Here is a 20,087-nt window from a genome sequence, read left to right as displayed (position 1 = left end):
GAAGCCGCTGGGCTGACGGGCCCGGCACCGTCGCCACCTCACCGCCACCGAGCCGTCCCGCGCGATGCGGGGCGGCTCTTTCGTTTTCGGCCCTGCGCCGGCCGGAGGTGTTCTTGCCGCCGCGGCACCTATCGATTCCGGGCATAGGCTGCTAGACCCGTCGGCGAACGCGACGGGAGGATCGGCGGCATGGCGAGCGCGGCGGAGTTGAAGACGATGGCGGGCGAGGCTGCGGCGGCGCGCGTCGAAGACGGCATGAAGCTCGGCATCGGCACCGGCTCGACGGCCGAAGCCTTCGTGCGGGCGCTCGCCGCGCGGGTGCGGGACGGGCTCAAGGTCGTCGGCGTCGCGACATCCGAGCGCACCGAGGCGCTCTGCCGCCAGTTGAAGGTTCCGACGACCTCGCTGGAAGCGATGCCGCATCTCGACCTGACGGTCGACGGGGCCGACGAGGTGGATCCGCAACTTCGGCTGATCAAGGGCGGCGGCGGGGCGCTCCTGCGCGAGAAGATCGTCGCGGCCGCCTCGGACCGCATGCTGGTGATCGCCGACGCCTCCAAGAAGGTCGACGAGCTCGGCGCCTTCCCGCTGCCGATCGAGATCAACGGCTTCGGCATGGTCGCGACCTATCTGGCGATCCAGAAGGCGGCGCAGCGTCTCGGCCTAGAGGGTGAGATCACGCTGCGGCGGACCGGTGAATCACCCTTCATCACCGACAGCGGCCATCTGATCCTCGACGCATCTTTTGGCCGCATTCCCGATCCAGAAGCCCTGTCGCGGGCGCTTCACGCGGTTCCCGGGGTGGTCGAGCACGGGCTTTTCCTGGACCTGGCGAGCGAGGTCCTCCTTGCAGGCGATGCGGGGCTGGAGAGCCTGCGGCGGTCTGGATCCGACTGAGATCCGACGCCGGCTCCTCTTGCCAGGGCCCGCCGAATTCCCTTAACGACGCGCCGATGCAAGGACGATCCGGCGCATCGGAAACCGAACGGAGACACGATCCCCATGATCTTCAGCGAAATGGCGCGCCGAGGACTCGTCATATCCGCCGCGCTCCTCTTCCTGCTGCCGGCATCCGCTTCGGCGCAGGACTTCACCAAGGCGCATCTCGATGCGGCGCATGCCGCGATCACGGCGATCCACGCGACCGACCAGTTCGACGAGATCCTTCTCAACGCCGCGACGCAGATCAAGGCGGAGCTGATCGCCAACAATCCCGACAAGCAGGAAGAGATCTCCAACATGGTCGACGATGCGGCGCTGGCGCTGGCGCCGCGCCGGGCCGATCTCGAGAACGAGGCCGCGCGCGTCTACGCCAAGCTGTTCACGCAGCAGGAGCTGCAGTCGATCGCCGACTTCTACAATTCCGAAGCCGGCAAGAAGCTTCTGAAGGACGGTCCCGCCGCGACCCGCGACATGCTGAACGCCGCCGACGTCTGGACCAAGGGCATCGTGCGCGACCTGCGCCAGAACGCCGCCGAGGGCATGCAGAAGATCACGGGCTCCGAGGCCAAGGCACCGGCCGCCGCCGCGAAGTGAGCGGCGCCCGGCTCGCGTGACGGTTTGCGGGCCGAAACAACAGGTCGAGGGGCGGTCGTTCGGCCGCCCTTTTCGTTTCCGGCGCCGCGCGGGCGGACGACGGTGCGTCGCCGGGCGCAGTCCGGAGGGCGCATCGCATTTTCGCCGATCGGGCTTATGTGGGGGCGGGAATGAAGGCGCCGCGCCGGTTCGACGGGCAGAGCGGCGCGGCGGATGAGGCAGCGAGCGAAGGGGTACAGCCGTGAGCGCGACCAGCTATGATTATGATCTCTTCGTCATCGGCGGCGGCTCCGGCGGCGTGCGGGCCGCGCGGCGGGCGGCCGCGCTCGGAAAGCGCGTCGCCATCGCCGAGGAATACCGCTTCGGCGGCACCTGCGTCATCCGCGGCTGCGTGCCGAAGAAGCTCCTCGTCTACGCCTCGCAGTTCTCCGAGGCCTGGGAGGACGCGCGCGGCTATGGCTGGCAGTTCGGCGAGAAGCATTTCGACTGGCCGCAGCTGATCGCCAACAAGGACAACGAGATCGAGCGGCTGGAGCGGATCTACCACGCCAATGTCGAGAAGGCCGGCGCGAAGGTCCTGATGAGCCGGGCGGTGCTGGAGGGCCCGCACGAGATCCGGCTGACCGCGACGGACAAGCGCGTCACCGCCGAGACGATCGTGCTCGCGACCGGCGGGCGCCCGAACCCCCATCCGGGCCTGCCCGGCGCCGAGCACTGCATCACCTCGGAGGAAGCCTTCCACCTGAAGCGCCTGCCGCAGTCGATCGTCATCCTCGGCGGCGGCTATATCGCGGTCGAGTTCGCCAACATCTTCCTCGGTCTCGGCGTCGAGACGACGCTGGTCTATCGCGGCCAGGAGATCCTGCAGGGCTTCGACGATGACGTCCGCCACGAACTGCACCAGGCGATGGCGCAGAAGGGCATGTCGGTGCGCTGCCGCGACACGCTGGAGAAGGTGGTGCAGAAGCCCGACGGCCGTCTGGAGGCGCATACCGCCTGCGGCGACGTGCTCGACGCGGACGAGGTGATGCTGGCGATCGGCCGCAAGGCGAACACCGAGAATCTCGGCTGCGAGACCGCCGGCGTCGAGCTCGACAAGCGCGGCGCGGTCGTGGTCGACGAATATTCCCGCACGACGGCCGACAACATCTACGCCATCGGCGACGTCACGCACCGCATGCAGCTGACGCCGGTGGCGATCCACGAGGCGATGTGCCTCGTGGAGACGCTCTACCGGAACAACCCGACGAAGCCGGACTACGACACCGTGCCGACCGCCGTCTTCTCGCAGCCGGAAATCGGTACGGTCGGCCTCACCGAAGCCGCCGCCGCCGAGACCTATGACGAGCTGGAGGTCTACAAGACGATGTTCCGGCCGATGAAGAACACGCTGTCCGGCCGCGACGGAAAGATGATGATCAAGCTCATCGTCGACGCGGCGAGCCGCAGGGTGGTGGGCACCCACATCCTCGGTCCCGACGCCGGCGAGCTGGCCCAGGTGCTCGGCATCGCGGTCAAGGCCGGCGTCACCAAGGACCAGTTCGACGCCACCATGGCGGTGCATCCGACGGCATCGGAGGAGATCGTCACCATGTACGAGCCGAGCTATCGGATTCGCGGCGGCGAAAGGATCGGTTAGAACCGGGCGCAGCGCCGCGCGCCCGATCCGGGGGCGGCCCGACCGGGGCGCTCGTCTCTTTCGGGCCGGGCGGAGGGCGGGCTATGAAGCTGGTCCCGAACCAAGCCGCAGGATGAAATCGATGGACCCCCACATTCCGCACGACGATCATCCGGACCTTGCCGAACTCGCCGACGCCGGGAAGGTGGTCGCCTATTTCGGCTATGGCTCGCTGGTCAACCGCTACACGCTGCGCACCAAGTTCCTCGGCATCCGGCGGGCGCGTGCGGGCGGGTGGCGCCGCTTCTGGCTGCCGCGCGTCCCCGCCTCGGAGATGGCGCTCCTCTCCGTGCATCCCGATCCCGACGAATCGATCGACGGCGTTGTCGTCTACGACCGGACGGAACACCTTCCGGCGGTGGACGAGCGCGAGGCCGGCTATGCCCGCCGGATCGTCGATCTCGACCATCTCGGCATCGAGCGGGCACCGGTCGGCGGCGTTCCGATCTACATCTACCAGGCGCCGAAGGGTGATGTGAGCGCCGCCGATACGAAGTCGGTCATCCTGCAGAGCTATCTCGACGCGGTGATGCAGGGCTTCCGGCTGCTCTACGGCGACGAGGGCGTGCAGCGTTTCGTCGCGCACACCGAGGGTTTCGAGACGCGCGTGCTGCGCGACCGGCACGCGCCGCGCTATCCGCGCCCGGTGAAGCTCGAAAGGGACGAGGCGGAGCTGTTCGACTGGCTGGTCCTCGCGCGCGGCGTGACGTTCGTCGACCACGTCTGAGACGTTCGCACGAGAGGCGGCCGGTCATGATGACAAACCGCGCCCGAAGTGCTTAAACCGCCCGTGTTCCGGCCGGATCTCGTCTTGTCAGGCGAGGATGCCGGCCGTCATCAGGACGACATGACCGTGAGGAACCGCCGGCTCACCCGGCGAGGAGATGAAGACCATGGCGATGGCGAAGGACTGGACCCCGTCGAGCTGGCGCGCAAAGCCGGTGAAGCAGATGCCGGCCTATCCCGATCCGGCCGCGCTGGCCGACACCGAGAAGCGCCTCGCGACCTTTCCGCCGCTGGTTTTTGCCGGTGAGGCGCGCAAGCTGACGCGCTCCCTGGCCGAAGTCGCAAACGGCCGCGCGTTCCTTCTCCAGGGCGGCGACTGCGCCGAGAGCTTCGCCGAGCACGGCGCGGACAACATCCGCGACTTCTTCCGCGCCTTCCTGCAGATGGCCGTCATCCTCACCTTCGCCGGCTCGCAGCCGGTGGTGAAGGTCGGCCGCATCGCCGGTCAGTTCGCCAAGCCCCGCTCGTCCGACAACGAGACGAAGGACGGCCGGACGCTGCCGGTCTATCGCGGCGACATCGTCAACGGCATCGAGTTCGAGGAGGGCTCGCGCATTCCGAACCCGGAGCGCCAGATCGAGGCCTATCGCCAGTCGGCCGCGACGCTGAACCTCCTGCGCGCCTTCGCGCAGGGCGGCTACGCCAATCTGGAGAACGTCCACCAGTGGATGCTCGGCTTCGTCGCCGGCAGTCCCGAGGCCGAGCGTTATGCCCAGCTCGCCGACCGGATTTCCGAGACGATGCGCTTCATGCGGGCGATCGGCATCGACGCCGAGAGCCATCCGTCGCTGCGCGAGACCGATTTCTTCACCAGCCACGAGGCGCTGCTGCTCGGCTACGAGCAGGCGCTGACCCGCGTCGATTCGACCTCCGGCGACTGGTACGCGACGTCCGGCCACATGATCTGGATCGGCGATCGCACGCGCCAGGAGGATCACGCCCACGTCGAGTTCTGCCGCGGCATCCAGAATCCGCTCGGCCTGAAGTGCGGCCCGACGTCCGAGCCGGACGAGCTGCTGCGGCTGATCGACAAGCTGAACCCGCAGAACAAGGCGGGCCGCCTGACGCTGATCACCCGCTTCGGCCACGACAAGGTCGAGACCCACCTGCCGAAGCTGATCCGCGCGGTGGAGCGTGAGGGACGCAAGGTCGTCTGGTCCTGCGATCCGATGCACGGCAACACGATCACGCTGAACAGCTACAAGACCCGGCCGTTCGAGCGGATCCTCGCCGAGGTGCAGGCCTTCTTCGACGTGCACCGCGCGGAAGGGACGCATCCCGGCGGCATCCATATCGAGATGACCGGCAAGGACGTCACCGAATGCACCGGCGGCGCCCGGCCGATCCTCGCCGAGGATCTGTCGGACCGGTACCACACGCATTGCGATCCGCGGCTGAACGCCAACCAGGCGCTGGAGCTCGCCTTCCTCGTCGCCGAACTCCTGAAGGGCGCGCAGGATCAGGCCGTGCCGCAGAAGCAGGCCGTGGCCGGGTAAGTTCGTGAAGGCGATGGAGCCGCATCGGCGAACGGTGCGGCTCCGGCCCGCGGCGGTGAACGATCCGTCGCGCCGCGCGGCCTGACGCTACGGCGTCGGCAGCGATATCTTCGGGGCAGCCAAGGGAGCTGCCCCATGTCTTTGCTGCCGACCCTCTTCGTTTCGCACGGTTCCCCCGACATCGCGCTCGCCAGGACGCCGGCGACGGATTTCCTGAAGACGCTGCGGCAGCGCCTGCCGCGGCCCGAGGCCATCGTCGTCGCCAGCGCCCATTTCGAGGCGGAGGGACACGTCGCGGTCTCCGGCGACGCGCATCCCGAGACAATCCACGACTTCGGCGGCTTCGCGCGCGAACTCTACGAACTCAGCTATCCGGCGCCGGGCGATCCGAAGCGCGCGGCGGAGATCGTGGCGTCGCTGCAGCAGGCCGGCTTCCGCTCCGCCGTCGCGGCCCGGCGCGGCTTCGACCACGGCACCTGGGTGCCGCTGCGTCTCGCCTTTCCGGAGGCGGACATTCCCGTCGTGCAGGTCTCCGTCGATCCGTCGCAGGGGCCGGAGCACCATCTGAGGCTCGGCGCGGCATTGTCGTTCCTGCGCGAGCGCGGCGTCCTCGTCGTCGGCTCCGGCTCGCTGACGCACAATCTCCGCGCGGCCTTCGCGCATCTGCGGGTCGGCGAGCGCGACGCGCCGACGCCGGCCTGGGTGTCGGACTTCGCCAGGTGGATGGGCGAGAAGCTCGTTGCCGGCGATCGTGCGGCGCTGGAGGCCTATCGCGACGAAGCCCCGTTCGCGCGCGAAAACCATCCGACGGACGAGCATCTGATGCCGCTCTACGTCGCGCTCGGGGCGGCCGGCGAGGGTGCGCGGGCGGAGAAGCTGCACGAAAGCCGCGACTACGGCGTCCTCGCGATGGAAGCCTTCGCCTTCCATTGACCCGGTCCCTCGGTCCGGGCGAAGGGATCGACGCCGACGAGATCCGAACCCCCAAGGCATCCGGAGCATGATGGAACCGCACTTCGATCTCGACACCCGAGCCGGCCTCCCGGCGGATCTTCGCGCGCTGCTCGAGAATTATCCGCGCGAGCACTGGTCCGGGCACGAAAATCTCGGCCAGACCGCGCAGTTCTGGCTGGGGCGGCACGACATGTTCCGCGAACTCGGGGCCGCGCTGCAGGATGCTCTCAGGCAGCATCGGGAAGGGCAGGTGGCGCTCGATCCGTTCCGGCGCTGGTTCGCGCCGCGGCTGAACGTCTTCCTCGGCGAGCTGGAGGGCCACCACCAGATCGAGGACCAGCACTATTTCCCGGTGTTCCAGCGGGCCGAATCGCGTCTCGCGCACGGCTTCGATCTTCTGGAATCCGACCACGCGGTGATCCATGCGGACCTTCTCGCCGTGGCGGAGACGGCGAACCACTTCCTGGCGCTGGAGGAGGCGGGTGAAGCGAAGCCCTCGTCAGAGGCACGCCGGGCCGCCGACGCCTATGCCGCGGCGAGCGAGCAGCTTCTGAAACGCCTGATCCGGCATCTCGCCGACGAGGAGGACCTGATCATTCCTCTGATCCTCGATCGGGGAGAGGCCGCGATCGGGATCTGACGGGGATGAGGCCGAAGGCGCGCTGACGGCTGCCACCGTCCCGGCCGCTATTATCGCCGACCCGCCGGACGCGCGCGGTCAGGCCCGGCCCCCACTGCCGCCAGGCGAACCAGGCGGCGAGCAGCACGGCGATGACGCCGAGCGCGATGCCGACGCCGCGCTCCATGATCTGCAGATGGTCGAACACCGAACCGATCGAATAGCCGAAGACGAAGCCGACCGTGGTGAAGATGCCGGCCCAGAGCGCCGCGCCGAAGAGGTTCAGGAAGAAGAAGCGGGTCAGCGAGATCCGCGACAGGCCGAGCGCGATCAGCCCGGGCATGCGCAGGCCGTAGATGTAGCGATTGAGGACGACGAAGAAGGCCTGGTAGCGCTCGACGAGGCCGAGTGCCTTGGCGAAGCGCTCGCGCGAGCGCCAGTGCGCCACCCAGCGGTGGTTCGACCAGAAGCGCGCGAACAGGAAGACCGCAAAATCGCCGACGAACGAGCCGGCGAAGGCATAGGCGATCATCATTTCGAGGGGATAGGAGCCGCGATAGGCGAGGAAGCCGCCGATGATCGCGAAGACTTCCCCTTCGAAAAAGGTGCCGGCCAACACGATGATCGGGCCGAACTGCCCGATCAGGCTCAGAATCTGGTACACGATCACTCCGCGCATCCGAAGGGCGGCGGATCGGCCCACTCACCCGCGCCCCGTCGTTTTGTCTCTGCCGCGCTTGTTGCAGAACTTTGCGGCGCAAGAAAGTACCGGCCAAGCTCGGCGTCGCCGCTTTCGCTGGCACCGGCCGCGCGGTTCCACCGCCTCATGTGGCTTTGCTTGCGCCGAGCGCAAGGGGGCAGGGCGGCAGGGGCCCCCGTCAGGCCGAAGGTGAGCCGGCGTTGCTGCGGGCCGTGATCGCCGTCTCCAGGCTGTCCAGCCGCTCGGCGACCGCCTCGATCGTCTTCGTCAGGGCGGCGATCTCGATCGCGCGCAGGGCGTCGAGCTTGTCGTGCAGCGCCAGGATCTCGATCTCGGCCTTGAGATTGACCTCGTAGTCGTGGCTCGCCTCGATCCGGTCGCGCGCCGCCGCGCGGTTCTGCGACATCATGATGATCGGTGCCTGGATCGCCGCGAGCATCGACAGGACGAGGTTAAGGAAGATGAAGGGGTAGGGGTCGAAGGCGGCGCTGCGCAACAGGACCGTGTTGGCCACCGCCCAGACCACCAGGAAGCCGAGAAAGCTGAGGATGAAGGCCCAGGAGCCGCCGATCTCGGCGATCCGGTCCGACAGCCGGTCGCCGAACGACATTTGGGCGTTGACCTTGGCGTTCTGGTCCGCCGCGATCAGCTGATGCTCGTGTGCCCGCTGCAGGACCCGCTGCTCGATCGGGCGCAGCCGCTCGAAGGAGCGGCCGAACCAGCGAACGGCGCTGGCATTCTTGGCTTCCGTGGACATGATGCCTCCTGACCGTTGCGGAGCGCTTGGGGGTCGCGCGCCTGCGTTCCGCTTGATAAGAGCCATCCCGGTCGGCGAAAAGGCGGCGAGGACAAGGGCACCCGCGCATGCGGTCACAATTCGACGTCACGGCGCCCGGAGATGGCGACGGCTCCGCCGCCGGTCTGCAGGACGGCCGGCTCAGGCGAGGGATGCGGGAGGCGCGGCCGTGACCGAGATCCCGCCGCTCAGCTCGATCGCCGCAGCCGCGACCCTGGTCGGGCTCCTGTTCCTCCTGCGCTATTTCCTCGCCATGCGGCGGATCTGGAAGGCCGCGGGGCACCGGCCGAGCTTCCAGTTCGGCGACTATTTCCGGGCGACGAAGCGCGGCGCCTTCGGCGAGGAACTGGAGCCGGAACGCCGCTATGCCGCCCGGCAGTTCTGGTTCGGCGCCGTGCTCCTCGTCACCGGGCTCGTCCTCTACGGCTGGCTCTTCACGACCGGCACGCCGGTCACGCTGAACATGTGATCTCCATGGACATCGAAGCCGCACTGGGCCGCCAACCCGCGGCGCTCTCGCTCGACCCGGCCGACGTCGACGTCGACAAGCTGCATGCCTTCCTGACGGAGAGCTACTGGGCGAGGGGCCGCAGCCTCGATCAGGTCCGCCGCTCGATCGCCGGCTCCTATGTCGCGAGCGTCCAGCGGGACGGCGCGATGATCGGCTTCGCCCGCGCGGTGAGCGACGCAGCCGTGTTCGGCTATCTCATGGACATCGTCGTCTGGCCCGGCCACCGCGGCGAGGGGCTCGGCCGACGGATGGTGCGCGCGCTGCTCGATCGGCCGGAACTTGCCGGCGTGCCGACCTGGTATCTGCGCACCGGCGACGCCCAGGGCGTCTACGCCCCCTTCGGCTTCCAGCCGCTGAACGACGGGCTGTTCATGCGGATGATCCGGCCGCCCGTCGCGGAGCGCAGCTGACCGCCGGCAGCCGCGGACGATTTCTGCCCTCCCAACCGAGGTTTGCGCTTTCCTGTCCGAATGGTAAGGTCGAAGAATGATCTCGGCCGCGGCACAGCCCGCCGCCCCTTCCGGACAAGTCATGGAATTCTTCGCCTTCATCGGCCGCAACGTGCGTTGGCTCGCGGGCGGCTTCCTGCTCTGCTTCTTCTCGTCCTTCGGCCAGACCTTCTACATCTCGCTGTCGAACGGCGACATCCGCCACGAATACGGCCTGTCCAACGGCCAGTTCGGCCTCATCTACATGGCGGGAACGCTGGCGAGCGCCGCGACGCTGCCGACGCTCGGCTGGCTGCTCGACCGCTACCCCGCCTGGCGGGTCGCGAGCGTCACCATCGTCTGCCTCGCCGCGGCGACGCTCGCCATGGCGTTTTCGACCTCGCTGCCGTTCCTGTTCGTCTCGATCTATCTGCTCCGCCTGTTCGGCCAGGGCATGATGACCGAGATCTCGATGACCACCACCGGCCGCTGGTTCGCCGCCAACCGCGGCCGCGCCATGGCGATCACCACGCTCGGCCTGCATGCCGGCACTGGTCTCCTGCCGCTGGTCTTCGTCTTCGTGAGCGCCGCGCTCGGCTGGCGCGGCACCTGGATCGCCGGGGCGACCGTCCTCGGCGTCGTCGCCCTGCCGGCGATCGTCTGGTCGACCTTCAGGGAGCGTGATCCGCAGTCGGAGGTGAAGGGGCGGCCGGCGCCCGCCGTCCGCGACTGGACGCTTCGCGAGGTGCTGAGGAGCCCGGTGTTCTGGCTGATCAATGCGAGCGTCCTCGCCCCGCCCTTCATCGGCACGACGATCTTCTTCCATCAGGTCTATCTCACCCATCTGCGCGGCTGGTCGATCGAAGTGTTCGCTTCCGGCTTCGCGGTGATGTCGGCGACGACGGTGGTCTTCTCGCTCCTCTGCGGCAGCCTGATCGACCGGTTCACGGCGGTGCGTATCCTGCCCTTCTTCCTGATCCCGATGGCGATCTCCTGCCTCGTCGCCGGTACCTTCACCGCCGAGGCCTCGATCTTCGTCTTCATGACCTTCCTCGGCATCTCCAACGGGCTGTCCTCGACGCTGCTCGGCGCGCTGTGGCCGGAGCTCTACGGGGTGAAGCATCTCGGCCAGGTCCGCTCGGTGATCGTCGCGCTGATGGTGCTGTCCTCGGCGATCGGGCCGGGCGTCACCGGCGTCCTGATCGACTGGAACGTCTCCTATCCCCTGCAGATCGAGGCGATGGGGCTCTACTGCGTCGGGATGACTGCGATCATGACGCTGCTCGCCGCCCGCCTTGCGCCGAAGGTCGCAGCGACCCCGCTCCACGCCGCGCCCGGCGCCGGCCGGGCGGTGGATCGGCTCGACCCCGATCCCGATCGGCCTTGAGCCGAAGGCCTCGGCGGGGCTATCTCTCCGCCGCCGCCCTTCGGCCCGGCAAGACGCGTCGCTGAGGACACTGCGAGGAGAACCACGCCATGATCACCGTTTCCGGAACGCTCCGCCTGTCTCCCGGCGACCTCGAGACCGTACGGGAGGAGGCGAAGGCCGTCATCGCCGCGACCAGAGCCGAAGCCGGCTGCCGCGTCTATTCCTTTGCGGAGGACCTCGTCGAACCGGGCCTCGTCCGGATCTACGAGGAGTGGGACAGCCGGGACGATCTCGCCCGTCACGGCAAGGCCGACCACATCGCGACGTGGCAGGCGGCGCTGAAGCGGGTGACGGTGCTCTCCCGCGACCTCAAGGTCAGCGAGATCGCGGCCAGCGAACCGCTCGCCTGAGCCGGTCGCCATGGCCTTCCGCGCGAGCATCCTGACGCTCTATCCCGAGATGTTCCCGGGGCCGCTCGGCCAGTCGCTGGCGGGCAAGGCGCTCGCGCGCGGGGATGCCGCGATCGACACCGTCTTCATCCGCGAATTCGGCATCGGCAAGCACCGCATGGTCGACGACACGCCGGCCGGCGGCGGCGCCGGCATGGTCATGCGCGCCGATGTACTGGCCGCGGCGATCGACCATGCGTCCCCGCCGGGCGACGAGCGCCCGCGAATCCTGATGAGCCCGCGCGGCAAGCCGCTGACGCAGTGCCGCGTGCGCGAACTGGCGGCCGGCCCCGGCGCTGTGATCCTGTGCGGCCGGTTCGAGGGCGTCGACGAGCGGGTGATTGCGGGGCGGAGCCTCGAGGAAATCTCGATCGGCGACTACATCCTCTCCGGAGGGGAACTCGGCGCGCTGGTGCTGCTCGACGCGGTGATCCGCCTCCTGCCGGGCGTCATGGGCAATGCGCTTTCCGGCGAGACGGAGAGCTTCGAGACCGGCCTGCTCGAACATCCGCACTATACCCGGCCCGCGGAATGGGAGGGGCGCTCGATCCCGGATGTCCTGACCTCCGGCGACCACGGCGCGGTCGAGCGCTGGCGCCATGCGGAGGCGGAGCGGATCACCCGCGAGCGCCGGCCGGATCTGCTCCAGGGGGAAGCGCCCCGAAGGCGCCGCTCTCAGGAAAACTCGTAGACGAATCAGAGACGAATTAGGCGGGACCGGCGCCGGCCGTCGCGGAGAAAATCGATCCCGTCTCCAGGCGCTGGTGCACGGAGCATCCTCGCGCCCCGGCAGTCGCGGGCGGTGCGCCGTCTCCAGCCGCCGCGCTCAGGCCGCGTTCTGCGACAGGCCGTTCGTCATCAGCGCGTAGATGACGCCGGCGTCGGGAGACGCCTGGCGGATCTTGTCCACCGTGTCGCCGTTGCGCAGCAGCCGCGCGACCTTGGACAGCGCCTTCAAGTGATCGGCGCCCGAACCTTCGGGCGCCAGAAGCAGGAACACGATGTCCACCGGCTGATCGTCCAGTGCGTCGAAATCGACCGGCTTGGCCAGTCGCGCGAAGACGCCGACGATGCGCTCGAGTTCGGGCAGCTTGCCATGCGGGATCGCGATGCCGTTGCCGACGGCGGTGGAGCCGAGCTTTTCGCGGCCGAGGATCGTCTCGAAGATCTCGCGGTCGGGGCGGCCGGTGATCGCGGCCGCCTTCTCTGCAAGCGCCTGCAGCACCTGCTTCTTGGAGTTCGCTCGCAAGGAGGGCAGGATAGCGGCGGGTTCGATCAGCATCTCGAGGTCCATCGCAGGCCTGCCTTCTGCTTTATGGCTCGCCACTCTGACCGGCAAACCTTGTGCGGCGCTCACGCCTCGCCCGAATAGCTCGACGGGTCAACCCAGCCGTAATTGCCGTCGTGGCGACGGAAAACGATGTTGAGCGCGCCGGAATTGGCGTTCTTGAACAGGACGAACGGGCTGTCCTGGCGGTCGAGCTCCATCACCGCGCTCGCGACGGACAAGGTGCCGACCTTCAGCGTCGTCTCGGCGATGATCGCGGGAGCGTAGTCCTCCGGAACCTCTTCCGCCTCTTCGGGAATCGCCGCCATGATCGAATAGGCCATGTCGCGGCGGGCGTCGGACTGATGGTTCTTCAGCCGCCGCTTGTAGCGGCGCAGGCGCTTCTCGATACGCTCGGCGGCATCGCCGAAGCTCGCATCCGGATCGTGTGCCTGCCCGGCGGCCTGGAAGACCACCCCGGTGTCGAGATGCACGGTACAGTCCGTGGCGTAGCGGGAGCCGTCCTTCGAGATCACGACGCTGCCGGAGAAGTTGCCGTCGAAATATTTGTCCACGGCTTCCCCGAGCCGTTCTTCGATGCGGGTCCGGAATGCCTCGCCGACATCCATGTGCTTGCCCGATACACGGAGGCTCATGCTTGCTTCATCCTTTCCTTCACGATGACGACGCCGGCCGTTTTATCGTCCGATCGCATTCAACGCGCCGACTCGCCTTGTGGGTCCCGTGCCGGGCCAAACGCCGCAGGACGGGACTCCGCCGGGCGGGTCCCTGACGGCGAAGGCGAGAAGTGGCGCCTTCTAGGAACGTACATAGGGCCTGTCAACGCGAAGCCACAGCGGTGGCCAATGACTCGCCCGCCAGGCGCCTCGCCGGCCGCCGGGCGCGATCTGCAGGGTGCGGGGGTGAACGGAGCCCGGTTCAAGAGGCCAGCCGCCGCGCGTTCATCTCGCGCCGGCGCTGGATGGAGGAGGCGATGCCCAGCGCCTCGCGATATTTCGCGACCGTCCGGCGCGCGAGGTCGACGCCTTCCTCCTTGAGCACGGCGGCGATGTCGTCGTCCGACATCACCTTGCCGACGCTCTCCGCATCGATCAGCGTCTTGATGCGGTGCTTGACGCTTTCGGCCGAGTGGGCGTCGCCGCCATTTGCCGACGCGATCGCGACGGTGAAGAAGAAGCGCATCTCGAAGGTGCCGCGCGGCGTGGCGATGTGCTTGGTGGCGGTGACGCGGCTGACCGTCGATTCGTGCATGCCGATCGCCTCGGCGACCGACATCAGCGTCATCGGCTTCAGCCCGCCGACGCCTTTCGTCAGGAACCCGTCCTGCCGGCGCACGATCTCGCTGGCGACCTTCAGGATCGTCTTCGCCCGCTGGTCGAGAGACCGCACCAGCCAGTTTGCTGATTGCTGGCACTCGCCGAGGAACGCCTTCTCCTCGTCGCTTCTGGCGCCGTCGCGCACCGTCCGGAGGTAGTCGTTGTCGACGAGGACCCGGGGCAGGGCGTCCGGGTTGAGCTCCACCTGCCAGCCGCCGTCCGCCGCCTCGGCGACGATCACGTCCGGCACGATCGCCTCGAACCCGTCCTGCGCGAAGGCGTGGCCGGGCTTCGGATCAAGGCCGCGGATTTCGGTGAGGATGTCCATCAGGCCCGCATCGTCCTCGCCCGTCAGACGGCGCAGTTCGGCAAAGTCCCGTCGCGCGAGGAGATCGAGATTGGCGAGCACGGTCTCCATGACGGGGTCGTAGCGGTTCTGCCGTTTCAGCTGCAGCGCCAGGCATTCCGCCAGGTCGCGGGCGAAAAGGCCCGCCGGCGTCGCCTCGGCCTGCAACTGGGAAAGCACCGCCTCGACCGTGGCGACAGGGACGCCGAGAGAGCCGGCGAATTCCGCCGTGTCGAGCCGGAGATAGCCGCTCTCGTCGAGATGCTCGACCATGGATTCGGCGAGAGCCCGGCCCGCCGCCGTCGGCACGGCGTCGGCGGCCTCGGCCAGGGCATGCGCGTGCAGCGACGGACGGCGCTCGGCGACGTCGTCGATCCGGAACCCGCCGTCGCCCGCGCCGAGACGGTTGCCGCTCCTGCCATTGCCGTTGCCGGGAGCGGAGCCTACCGGCCGTCCCGGCATCGGCGCTTGTTCCCCGGCTGCCGGCCGCGCACTGTTCTCCTCGCCGCCGCCGGCTAGCCCGCCCGTTGCGGACACAGCGGCCGCCGCGAGTGACGGTTCACCGGCGGCAGACACGAGGAGCGGGTTGCGCTCCATTTCCTTGTCGACGAAGGCCTGCAGTTCCAGATGGCTGTATTGGAGAAGCCGAATCGATTGCAGGAGCTGGGGTGTCATCACCAGCGACTGCGTCTGTCGCACCTGCAGTTTCGCCGATAGGGCCATGAACACGCCACACACTCGCTGAGCGCCCGAAGCGACCGCGCTCGCACCGATGGTGCAAGCCTACCGCGGACAGGCGCCGGCTTTGCCGAGACAAGATCGCGATGCCGATCCGCCCATGAAAGCGGGACGGGAAGTTGCTTGTCAATCGGATGACAGTCGCATGCGTCGCCGCGCCGGCGGCGCCCGCCGGACGGCCGTGCCCAGCTTGGGGTTCAGAAGCTGAACTGGTCGCCGAGATAGAAGCGGCGCACATCCGGATGGTCGACGATCTGCTTCGGCGTGCCGTGGGTCAGAAGGGATCCGGCGTGCATGATGTAGGCGCGGTCGATCAGGCCGAGCGTCTCGCGGACGTTGTGGTCGGTGATCAGGACGCCGATGCCGCGCGCCGTCAGGTGGCGCACGAGACCCTGGATGTCGGCGACGGCAATCGGATCGACGCCCGCAAACGGCTCGTCGAGCAGCATGAAGGCCGGGTCGGACGCCAGCGCGCGGGCGATCTCGCATCGGCGCCGTTCACCGCCTGAGAGCGACGTCGACGGCTGCTTGCGCAGATGCGCGATGTGGAATTCCTCGAGGAGGTTCTCGAGTTCGCGCTCCCGCGCGGCCTTGTCCGACTGGACGACTTCCAGCACGGCCCGGATATTGTCCTCGACGGAGAGGCCGCGGAAGATCGACGCCTCCTGCGGCAGATAGCCGATGCCGAGGCGCGAGCGGCGGTACATCGGCACCGCGGTGATCTCTTCCCCGTCGAGCAGGATGCGGCCGCTGTCGACCGGGATGAGACCGGTGATCATGTAGAAGCAGGTGGTCTTGCCGGCGCCGTTCGGGCCGAGCAGCCCAACCGCCTCGCCGCGGCGCACCACCATGCCGACATCGTCCACCACCCGCCGGCCGCGATAGGTCTTGGTGAGCCCGACGGCGATCAACGTGCCGCGCAGGCGCTCGTCACGGCTGCGCGGGTCGGTGCCGCCGACAGTTCCCGCCGGGGCGGGCGCAGCCTTGTGCGCCGCCTCCGCGGGAGGTTCGCCTTCGCTGCGCGGCGAGATCCGCCGCTCGGGGTCCTGCAGGTCGAGGGACAACGTGCTGCGCCTCACTGACCGGACTGGGCCGAACCCGACTGCCCGGGCGTCAGCATCAGGTGGACGCGTCCGCCGGTCTTGGTGCCGCCCTTGCAGTCGCGGTTTTCCAGCCGTGCGGCGCCGGTATCCATCCGGATCGTCAGGCGGCAGCCCTGCGCGACGTTCTTGCCCTGGGTGAGCACCACGTCGCCGGTCATGGTGACGAGCTGGCTCGCCATGTCGAAGGAGGCCTGGTCGGCCGTCGCGACCTGGTCGGTCGACTTCACATAGACCTTGCCGGTGGCGTCCAGCCGCTCGATCTGGCTCGATCCGCCGGGCAGGGCGCCGGCCTTCACCGGCGCTTCCTTGCCGGAACCGTCGTTGCTGCCCGGCTTGCGCTTGTAGTGGACGAGCAGCTTGCTGGTGCGCAGCAGCACGTCGCCCTGTTCGACCGAGACGTTGCCGGTGAAGGTCGCGACGGTGTTGCGGTCGTCGACGTCGAGCGAGTCGGACTCGATCGAGATCGGCTTGTCGCCCTGGATCTGCAGCCCGGTGAAGCTCGTGGGGTTCTGCTGGGCTGCCCCCGCGGCAAGACAGGCGCCGGGCAGGCACAGAAAGATCGCAGCCGACGCAACGGCCGCCGAATGACGAAGAAATGCGTGCATGACTATTTTTTTACCGCCTGTCCCTGATTTCCGGCGGCCGACGCGGCCGGTTCCAGAAGCATCTTTACTCTACCGCCGAAGGATAACAATTTTCCGCCGTCTTCAACCGTCACCGTCTGCGATTGAAGGCGCTGGCTCGCGGTCTTGATCAGGACGGGACCGGTTCCCTTGAGGGTGCCCGCCGACAGATTGATGTCCGCATGCACGAGGTTGATCGTCACGCCGTTGGTGGTTTCGACGGAGACGCCGTCGCTGAGGGCCAGCATGCCGGTCGCCGCGTCATAGGAGCCGGAAGCGGCCGCGATCGTCGCCTTCGCGTCGTCGCTGATCGCGACATTCGCCTTCAGCCGCTCCAGATCGATCCGTCCGCCGTTCAGCGACTGGATCGCCCGTTGGGCCACCAGATCGTAGGGCCGGTTGTGGCCGTCGACGCCGGACATCCGCGGATCCTGCATCACGACACGGCCGTCGTCGATCGCCGCTGCGCTGACCGACACGCTCTCCGGCAGGCTGCGCGCGATCCAGACGATGGCGATACCGCCGACGAAGATCAGCGTCGCCAGGATCGGCAGGCCGATCTTCAGCAGCCGGACCTTACGGGCATGCTTGCGCGCCTGAGCAAATTCCTTCTCCTGCCGCTCCGGCGAATGGTGTGCGGTCTCGAAGGCAGGATCGTAGGTCCCGACGGCGTGCATGGTGGCCTCGTCACGTTTCAACGCTTTCCGGAAGCTCCTTAGATGGCTGGTGCCGCCGTCATGTGCCAGGGGCGCTGCGCGATCGCGTGACCCGCCCGGCGAGCGTGGCTTTTAACATCAATAAGCGCTTTTTGCGTCATCTGCCGGGCCGCTCGCGCAAAAGCCTTCCGCGCGCCGGCGCCCATCCTTCGCTTGAACCCTTCGTGAGCTTCACAGCAAGGGGGCGTCGCGCTAACCCTCGTCCCGATTTCCGTTCCACAGGAACCGATCATGGCAACAGCCGCCGAGGATCTTATCGATCGCCGCAGGCTTCGTCGCAAGCTGAGCTTCTGGCGCATGAGCGCTCTCGTCGTCCTGGCGTTGGCGGTGGTGGCGATCTCGTTGGTCGCCGGGCTCCCCGGGCAAGGGGCAGGCGGCCGCGACCAGATCGCCCGCGTCGATATCCACGGCACGGTGACGGAAAACGAGAGGCTTCTCCGCCTCCTGGACCGGCTCCGGACCGAAAATAGCGTCAGGGCGGTCGTCCTCAGCATCGATTCCCCGGGCGGCACGACCGCGGGCGGGGAAGCCGTCTACGAGGCGGTGCGCAAGATCGCGGCGGTCAAGCCGGTCGCTGCCGAGGTCGGCGGCACCGCCGCCTCGGCCGCCTATCTAATCGCCTCCGGCACGGATCACATCGTCGCGCGCCGGACGTCGATCGTCGGCTCCATCGGCGTACTCTTCCAATATGCCGACGCCTCGAAGCTGCTCGACACGGTCGGCGTCGAGGTGAACGCGATCAAGTCGGCGCCGCTCAAGGCCGAGCCTTCGCCCTTCGCCCCGGCGCCGGAAGCGGCGAAGGACATGATCCGCCGCCTGGTGATGGATACCTATGACTGGTTCGTCTCGGTGGTCGCGCAGCGCCGGAAGATCAGCCTCGACGATGCCCGCGCGCTCGCCGACGGCTCGGTCTTCAGCGGTCGCCAGGGGCTCGCGAACAAGCTGGTCGACGCCATCGGCGGCGAGGACGAGGTGCGCCGCTGGCTGGAGAGCGAGCGCAACGTCCGGCCCGGGCTCGATTTCGTCGATCGCAAGCCGGAGAAGGACGGTTTCCACTGGCCGCTCTTTTCCGCCGCCAGATCGGCGATTTATGGCGCGCTTGGGCTCGATCCGGCCGCCGGCTCCCTTCAGGAGGCCGTCTTCGGCCAGATCGGTCACCTTGACGGGCTGGTGTCGCTCTGGCAGCCTTCACAAGGACGTGTAGGGCTTCAGTGAAGCCTCGGAAATGTCTGCCGATTCCTACTGCTGCCGTACCATGGGGCAGGGGGCGAGCAGGGCAACAGGCTGAAGTCCGCAGCCACTCGGAGGGTGCATCGCATGATCAAGTCGGAACTGGTCCAGGCCATCGCCAGTCGCAACCCGCATCTCTATCAGCGCGACATCGAGACCATCGTCAACGCGATCTTCGACGAGATCACCGAGGCGCTGTGCGAATCGAACCGCGTGGAACTGCGCGGCTTCGGCGCATTTTCCGTCAAGAACCGGCCGCCGCGCTCGGGGCGCAACCCGCGCACCGGCGAGGCGGTGGAAGTCGACGAGAAGTGGGTGCCGTTCTTCAAGGCCGGCAAGGAACTGCGCGAGCGGCTGAACCGGGACTGATCGGTCCGTCGGCACGTTGACCCGGCGCGTCGCGCCTCCATCTTCCAAACATCCCGAGCCGCCCCCCGCACCGCGGCGGCCGGCCGCAGGCAAGGCTGACAGGCAAACGCTCATGATCGCGAAGATCCTTTCCTTCATCATCCTCGTTCCGCTCGCGATCATCCTCGTCATATTCTGCGTCGCCAACCGCGAGAGCGTTCCGGTCTCGCTCGATCCGCTCGGCAACATGCCGCAATTCGCCTTCCAGGCGCCGCTCTTCATTCTTTTGATGGGGTCGGTGATCATCGGCGTCGTGCTCGGCGGCCTCGGCACCTGGCTCACCCAGGCGCATTACCGCCGCAAGTCCTGGAAGCGGAAGCACGAGCTCGAGCGCACGCGCCGCGAGGCCGAGGAGGCCAAGGCCAAGCTTCGCCAGATGCAGGAGGAGCGGGAGCGTGCGGCTCTGGCGCCCCCGGCCGGTTCCACCGCCCTCGTCACCTCGAAGGCCGCGTAGGAATCGAAAAAGCGGCGATCGCTCCGACCGCCGCTTCCCATCATGTCCTGATATCGGCCCGGATCAGCCGGATGTCGTCGTATCGCCCTCGGCGGTGGCGTCGTCGCCCGACACGGTCTTGGCGAAGCAGTCGAAGAACTGGCCGGCCAGCTTCTTTGCCGAGGAATCGATCAGCCGGCCGCCGAGCTGCGCGATCTTGCCGCCCACCTGCGCATTGACCTCGTAGGTGAGCACCGTCGCGTCGCCGTCCTCGGCCAGATGCACGTCCGCTCCCCCTTTGGCGAAGCCGGCGATGCCGCCCTTGCCCTCGCCGACGATCGAGTAGCTCTCGGGCGCGTTGACGTTCTCCAGGCGGATCTCGCCGTTGAACTTCGCCTTCACCGGCCCGACCTTCGCCGTCACGGTCGCCTTCATCTCGTTGTCGCCGGTCTTTTCCAGGCTTTCGCAGCCCGGGATGCAGCTTCTGAGCACGTCGGGATCGTTGAGCGCGGCCCAGACGGTGTCCCGCGGCGCCGGAATCCGGTATTCGCCTTTCAGATCCAT

24 protein-coding genes are annotated in these 20,087 nt (G+C 67.9%); 15 read left to right on the top strand and 9 right to left on the bottom strand.

Features of this window, described 5'->3' with window-relative positions; all coding sequences use genetic code 11:
* Window positions 1-189 precede the first annotated feature (189 nt).
* From rpiA to AB5S17_RS19505, 7 genes are all read left to right on the top strand, one after another.
* Window positions 190-897, top strand: a complete 708-nt coding sequence (gene rpiA / locus AB5S17_RS19535; RefSeq protein ID WP_369242519.1) for a ribose-5-phosphate isomerase RpiA — start codon at window positions 190-192, stop codon at window positions 895-897.
* A 105-nt stretch (window positions 898-1,002) separates the two neighbouring features.
* Entirely contained in the window at window positions 1,003-1,536 is a 534-nt protein-coding gene (locus tag AB5S17_RS19530) for a DUF2059 domain-containing protein (protein WP_369242517.1), read from the top strand.
* Between the two features lie 241 nt (window positions 1,537-1,777).
* On the top strand, window positions 1,778-3,175 hold the full coding sequence (gene gor, locus AB5S17_RS19525) for a glutathione-disulfide reductase (RefSeq protein ID WP_369242515.1): 1,398 nt from the start codon (window positions 1,778-1,780) through the stop codon (window positions 3,173-3,175).
* A 121-nt stretch (window positions 3,176-3,296) separates the two neighbouring features.
* Entirely contained in the window at window positions 3,297-3,941 is a 645-nt protein-coding gene (locus tag AB5S17_RS19520) for a gamma-glutamylcyclotransferase (protein WP_369242513.1), read from the top strand.
* Between the two features lie 172 nt (window positions 3,942-4,113).
* A complete protein-coding gene (locus AB5S17_RS19515; RefSeq protein WP_369242686.1) occupies window positions 4,114-5,496 on the top strand; it encodes a class II 3-deoxy-7-phosphoheptulonate synthase in 1,383 nt (460 codons plus the stop codon).
* A 135-nt stretch (window positions 5,497-5,631) separates the two neighbouring features.
* Complete coding sequence (locus AB5S17_RS19510; protein WP_369242510.1) at window positions 5,632-6,429, top strand: dioxygenase; 798 nt, start codon at window positions 5,632-5,634, stop codon at window positions 6,427-6,429.
* Between the two features lie 67 nt (window positions 6,430-6,496).
* Complete coding sequence (locus AB5S17_RS19505; RefSeq protein WP_369242508.1) at window positions 6,497-7,090, top strand: hemerythrin domain-containing protein; 594 nt, start codon at window positions 6,497-6,499, stop codon at window positions 7,088-7,090.
* Here AB5S17_RS19505 and AB5S17_RS19500 read toward each other — a convergent pair.
* Both AB5S17_RS19500 and AB5S17_RS19495 read right to left on the bottom strand, forming a co-directional pair.
* Entirely contained in the window at window positions 7,044-7,733 is a 690-nt protein-coding gene (locus AB5S17_RS19500) for a DedA family protein (protein ID WP_369242506.1), read from the bottom strand. The genes AB5S17_RS19505 and AB5S17_RS19500 overlap by 47 nt on opposite strands.
* Window positions 7,734-7,947: 214 nt before the next feature.
* The gene (locus tag AB5S17_RS19495; RefSeq protein ID WP_369242504.1) at window positions 7,948-8,526 is read right to left on the bottom strand and encodes a DUF1003 domain-containing protein; all 579 of its coding nucleotides are present in this window, start codon (window positions 8,524-8,526) and stop codon (window positions 7,948-7,950) included.
* Between the two features lie 208 nt (window positions 8,527-8,734).
* On the opposite strand from AB5S17_RS19495, the gene AB5S17_RS19490 reads away from it, so the two are divergent.
* From AB5S17_RS19490 to trmD, 5 genes are all read left to right on the top strand, one after another.
* A complete protein-coding gene (locus AB5S17_RS19490; protein WP_369242502.1) occupies window positions 8,735-9,034 on the top strand; it encodes a hypothetical protein in 300 nt (99 codons plus the stop codon).
* A gap of 5 nt (window positions 9,035-9,039) precedes the next feature.
* A complete protein-coding gene (locus tag AB5S17_RS19485) occupies window positions 9,040-9,486 on the top strand; it encodes a GNAT family N-acetyltransferase (protein WP_369242500.1) in 447 nt (148 codons plus the stop codon).
* A 121-nt stretch (window positions 9,487-9,607) separates the two neighbouring features.
* Entirely contained in the window at window positions 9,608-10,891 is a 1,284-nt protein-coding gene (locus tag AB5S17_RS19480; RefSeq protein WP_369242498.1) for an MFS transporter, read from the top strand.
* 89 nt (window positions 10,892-10,980) lie between these two features.
* On the top strand, window positions 10,981-11,283 hold the full coding sequence (locus AB5S17_RS19475) for a putative quinol monooxygenase (RefSeq protein ID WP_369242496.1): 303 nt from the start codon (window positions 10,981-10,983) through the stop codon (window positions 11,281-11,283).
* A gap of 10 nt (window positions 11,284-11,293) precedes the next feature.
* Window positions 11,294-12,013 carry a tRNA (guanosine(37)-N1)-methyltransferase TrmD gene (trmD, locus tag AB5S17_RS19470; protein WP_369242494.1) on the top strand — a complete coding sequence of 240 codons (720 nt, stop codon included), beginning with the start codon at window positions 11,294-11,296 and terminating at the stop codon, window positions 12,011-12,013.
* Between the two features lie 135 nt (window positions 12,014-12,148).
* On the opposite strand, the gene ptsN is transcribed toward trmD, so the two are convergent.
* From ptsN to AB5S17_RS19440, 6 genes are all read right to left on the bottom strand, one after another.
* Window positions 12,149-12,616, bottom strand: coding sequence for a PTS IIA-like nitrogen regulatory protein PtsN (gene ptsN / locus AB5S17_RS19465; protein WP_369242492.1), 468 nt, complete (start codon window positions 12,614-12,616; stop codon window positions 12,149-12,151).
* Between the two features lie 59 nt (window positions 12,617-12,675).
* Window positions 12,676-13,245, bottom strand: coding sequence for a ribosome-associated translation inhibitor RaiA (gene raiA / locus AB5S17_RS19460; RefSeq protein ID WP_369242490.1), 570 nt, complete (start codon window positions 13,243-13,245; stop codon window positions 12,676-12,678).
* Window positions 13,246-13,528: 283 nt separating this feature from the next.
* Window positions 13,529-14,995, bottom strand: a complete 1,467-nt coding sequence (rpoN, locus tag AB5S17_RS19455) for an RNA polymerase factor sigma-54 (protein ID WP_369242684.1) — start codon at window positions 14,993-14,995, stop codon at window positions 13,529-13,531.
* 212 nt (window positions 14,996-15,207) lie between these two features.
* Entirely contained in the window at window positions 15,208-15,933 is a 726-nt protein-coding gene (lptB, locus tag AB5S17_RS19450; protein WP_369242682.1) for an LPS export ABC transporter ATP-binding protein, read from the bottom strand.
* A 152-nt stretch (window positions 15,934-16,085) separates the two neighbouring features.
* A complete protein-coding gene (locus AB5S17_RS19445; protein WP_369242488.1) occupies window positions 16,086-16,718 on the bottom strand; it encodes an LptA/OstA family protein in 633 nt (210 codons plus the stop codon).
* Window positions 16,719-16,720: 2 nt separating this feature from the next.
* Window positions 16,721-17,434, bottom strand: a complete 714-nt coding sequence (locus AB5S17_RS19440) for a hypothetical protein (protein WP_369242486.1) — start codon at window positions 17,432-17,434, stop codon at window positions 16,721-16,723.
* A gap of 249 nt (window positions 17,435-17,683) precedes the next feature.
* Here AB5S17_RS19440 and sppA point away from each other — a divergent pair, with 249 nt between their 5' ends.
* The 3 genes from sppA (at window position 17,684) to AB5S17_RS19425 (ending at window position 19,544) form a co-directional block, all read left to right on the top strand.
* The gene (gene sppA / locus AB5S17_RS19435) at window positions 17,684-18,667 is read left to right on the top strand and encodes a signal peptide peptidase SppA (protein WP_369242484.1); all 984 of its coding nucleotides are present in this window, start codon (window positions 17,684-17,686) and stop codon (window positions 18,665-18,667) included.
* 69 nt (window positions 18,668-18,736) lie between these two features.
* Complete coding sequence (locus AB5S17_RS19430; RefSeq protein ID WP_369242680.1) at window positions 18,737-19,051, top strand: integration host factor subunit beta; 315 nt, start codon at window positions 18,737-18,739, stop codon at window positions 19,049-19,051.
* A 112-nt stretch (window positions 19,052-19,163) separates the two neighbouring features.
* On the top strand, window positions 19,164-19,544 hold the full coding sequence (locus AB5S17_RS19425) for a lipopolysaccharide assembly protein LapA domain-containing protein (RefSeq protein ID WP_369242482.1): 381 nt from the start codon (window positions 19,164-19,166) through the stop codon (window positions 19,542-19,544).
* Window positions 19,545-19,607: 63 nt separating this feature from the next.
* On the opposite strand, the gene AB5S17_RS19420 is transcribed toward AB5S17_RS19425, so the two are convergent.
* The gene (locus AB5S17_RS19420; protein WP_369242480.1) at window positions 19,608-20,087 is read right to left on the bottom strand and encodes a carbon monoxide dehydrogenase subunit G; all 480 of its coding nucleotides are present in this window, start codon (window positions 20,085-20,087) and stop codon (window positions 19,608-19,610) included.

Origin of the sequence: Jiella sp. M17.18, from assembly GCF_041027365.1 — a bacterium.
In the GTDB taxonomy this organism is placed as follows: Bacteria; Pseudomonadota; Alphaproteobacteria; order Rhizobiales; family Rhizobiaceae; genus VKMB-3413.
This window is presented reverse-complemented; position numbering and strand designations above follow the sequence as displayed.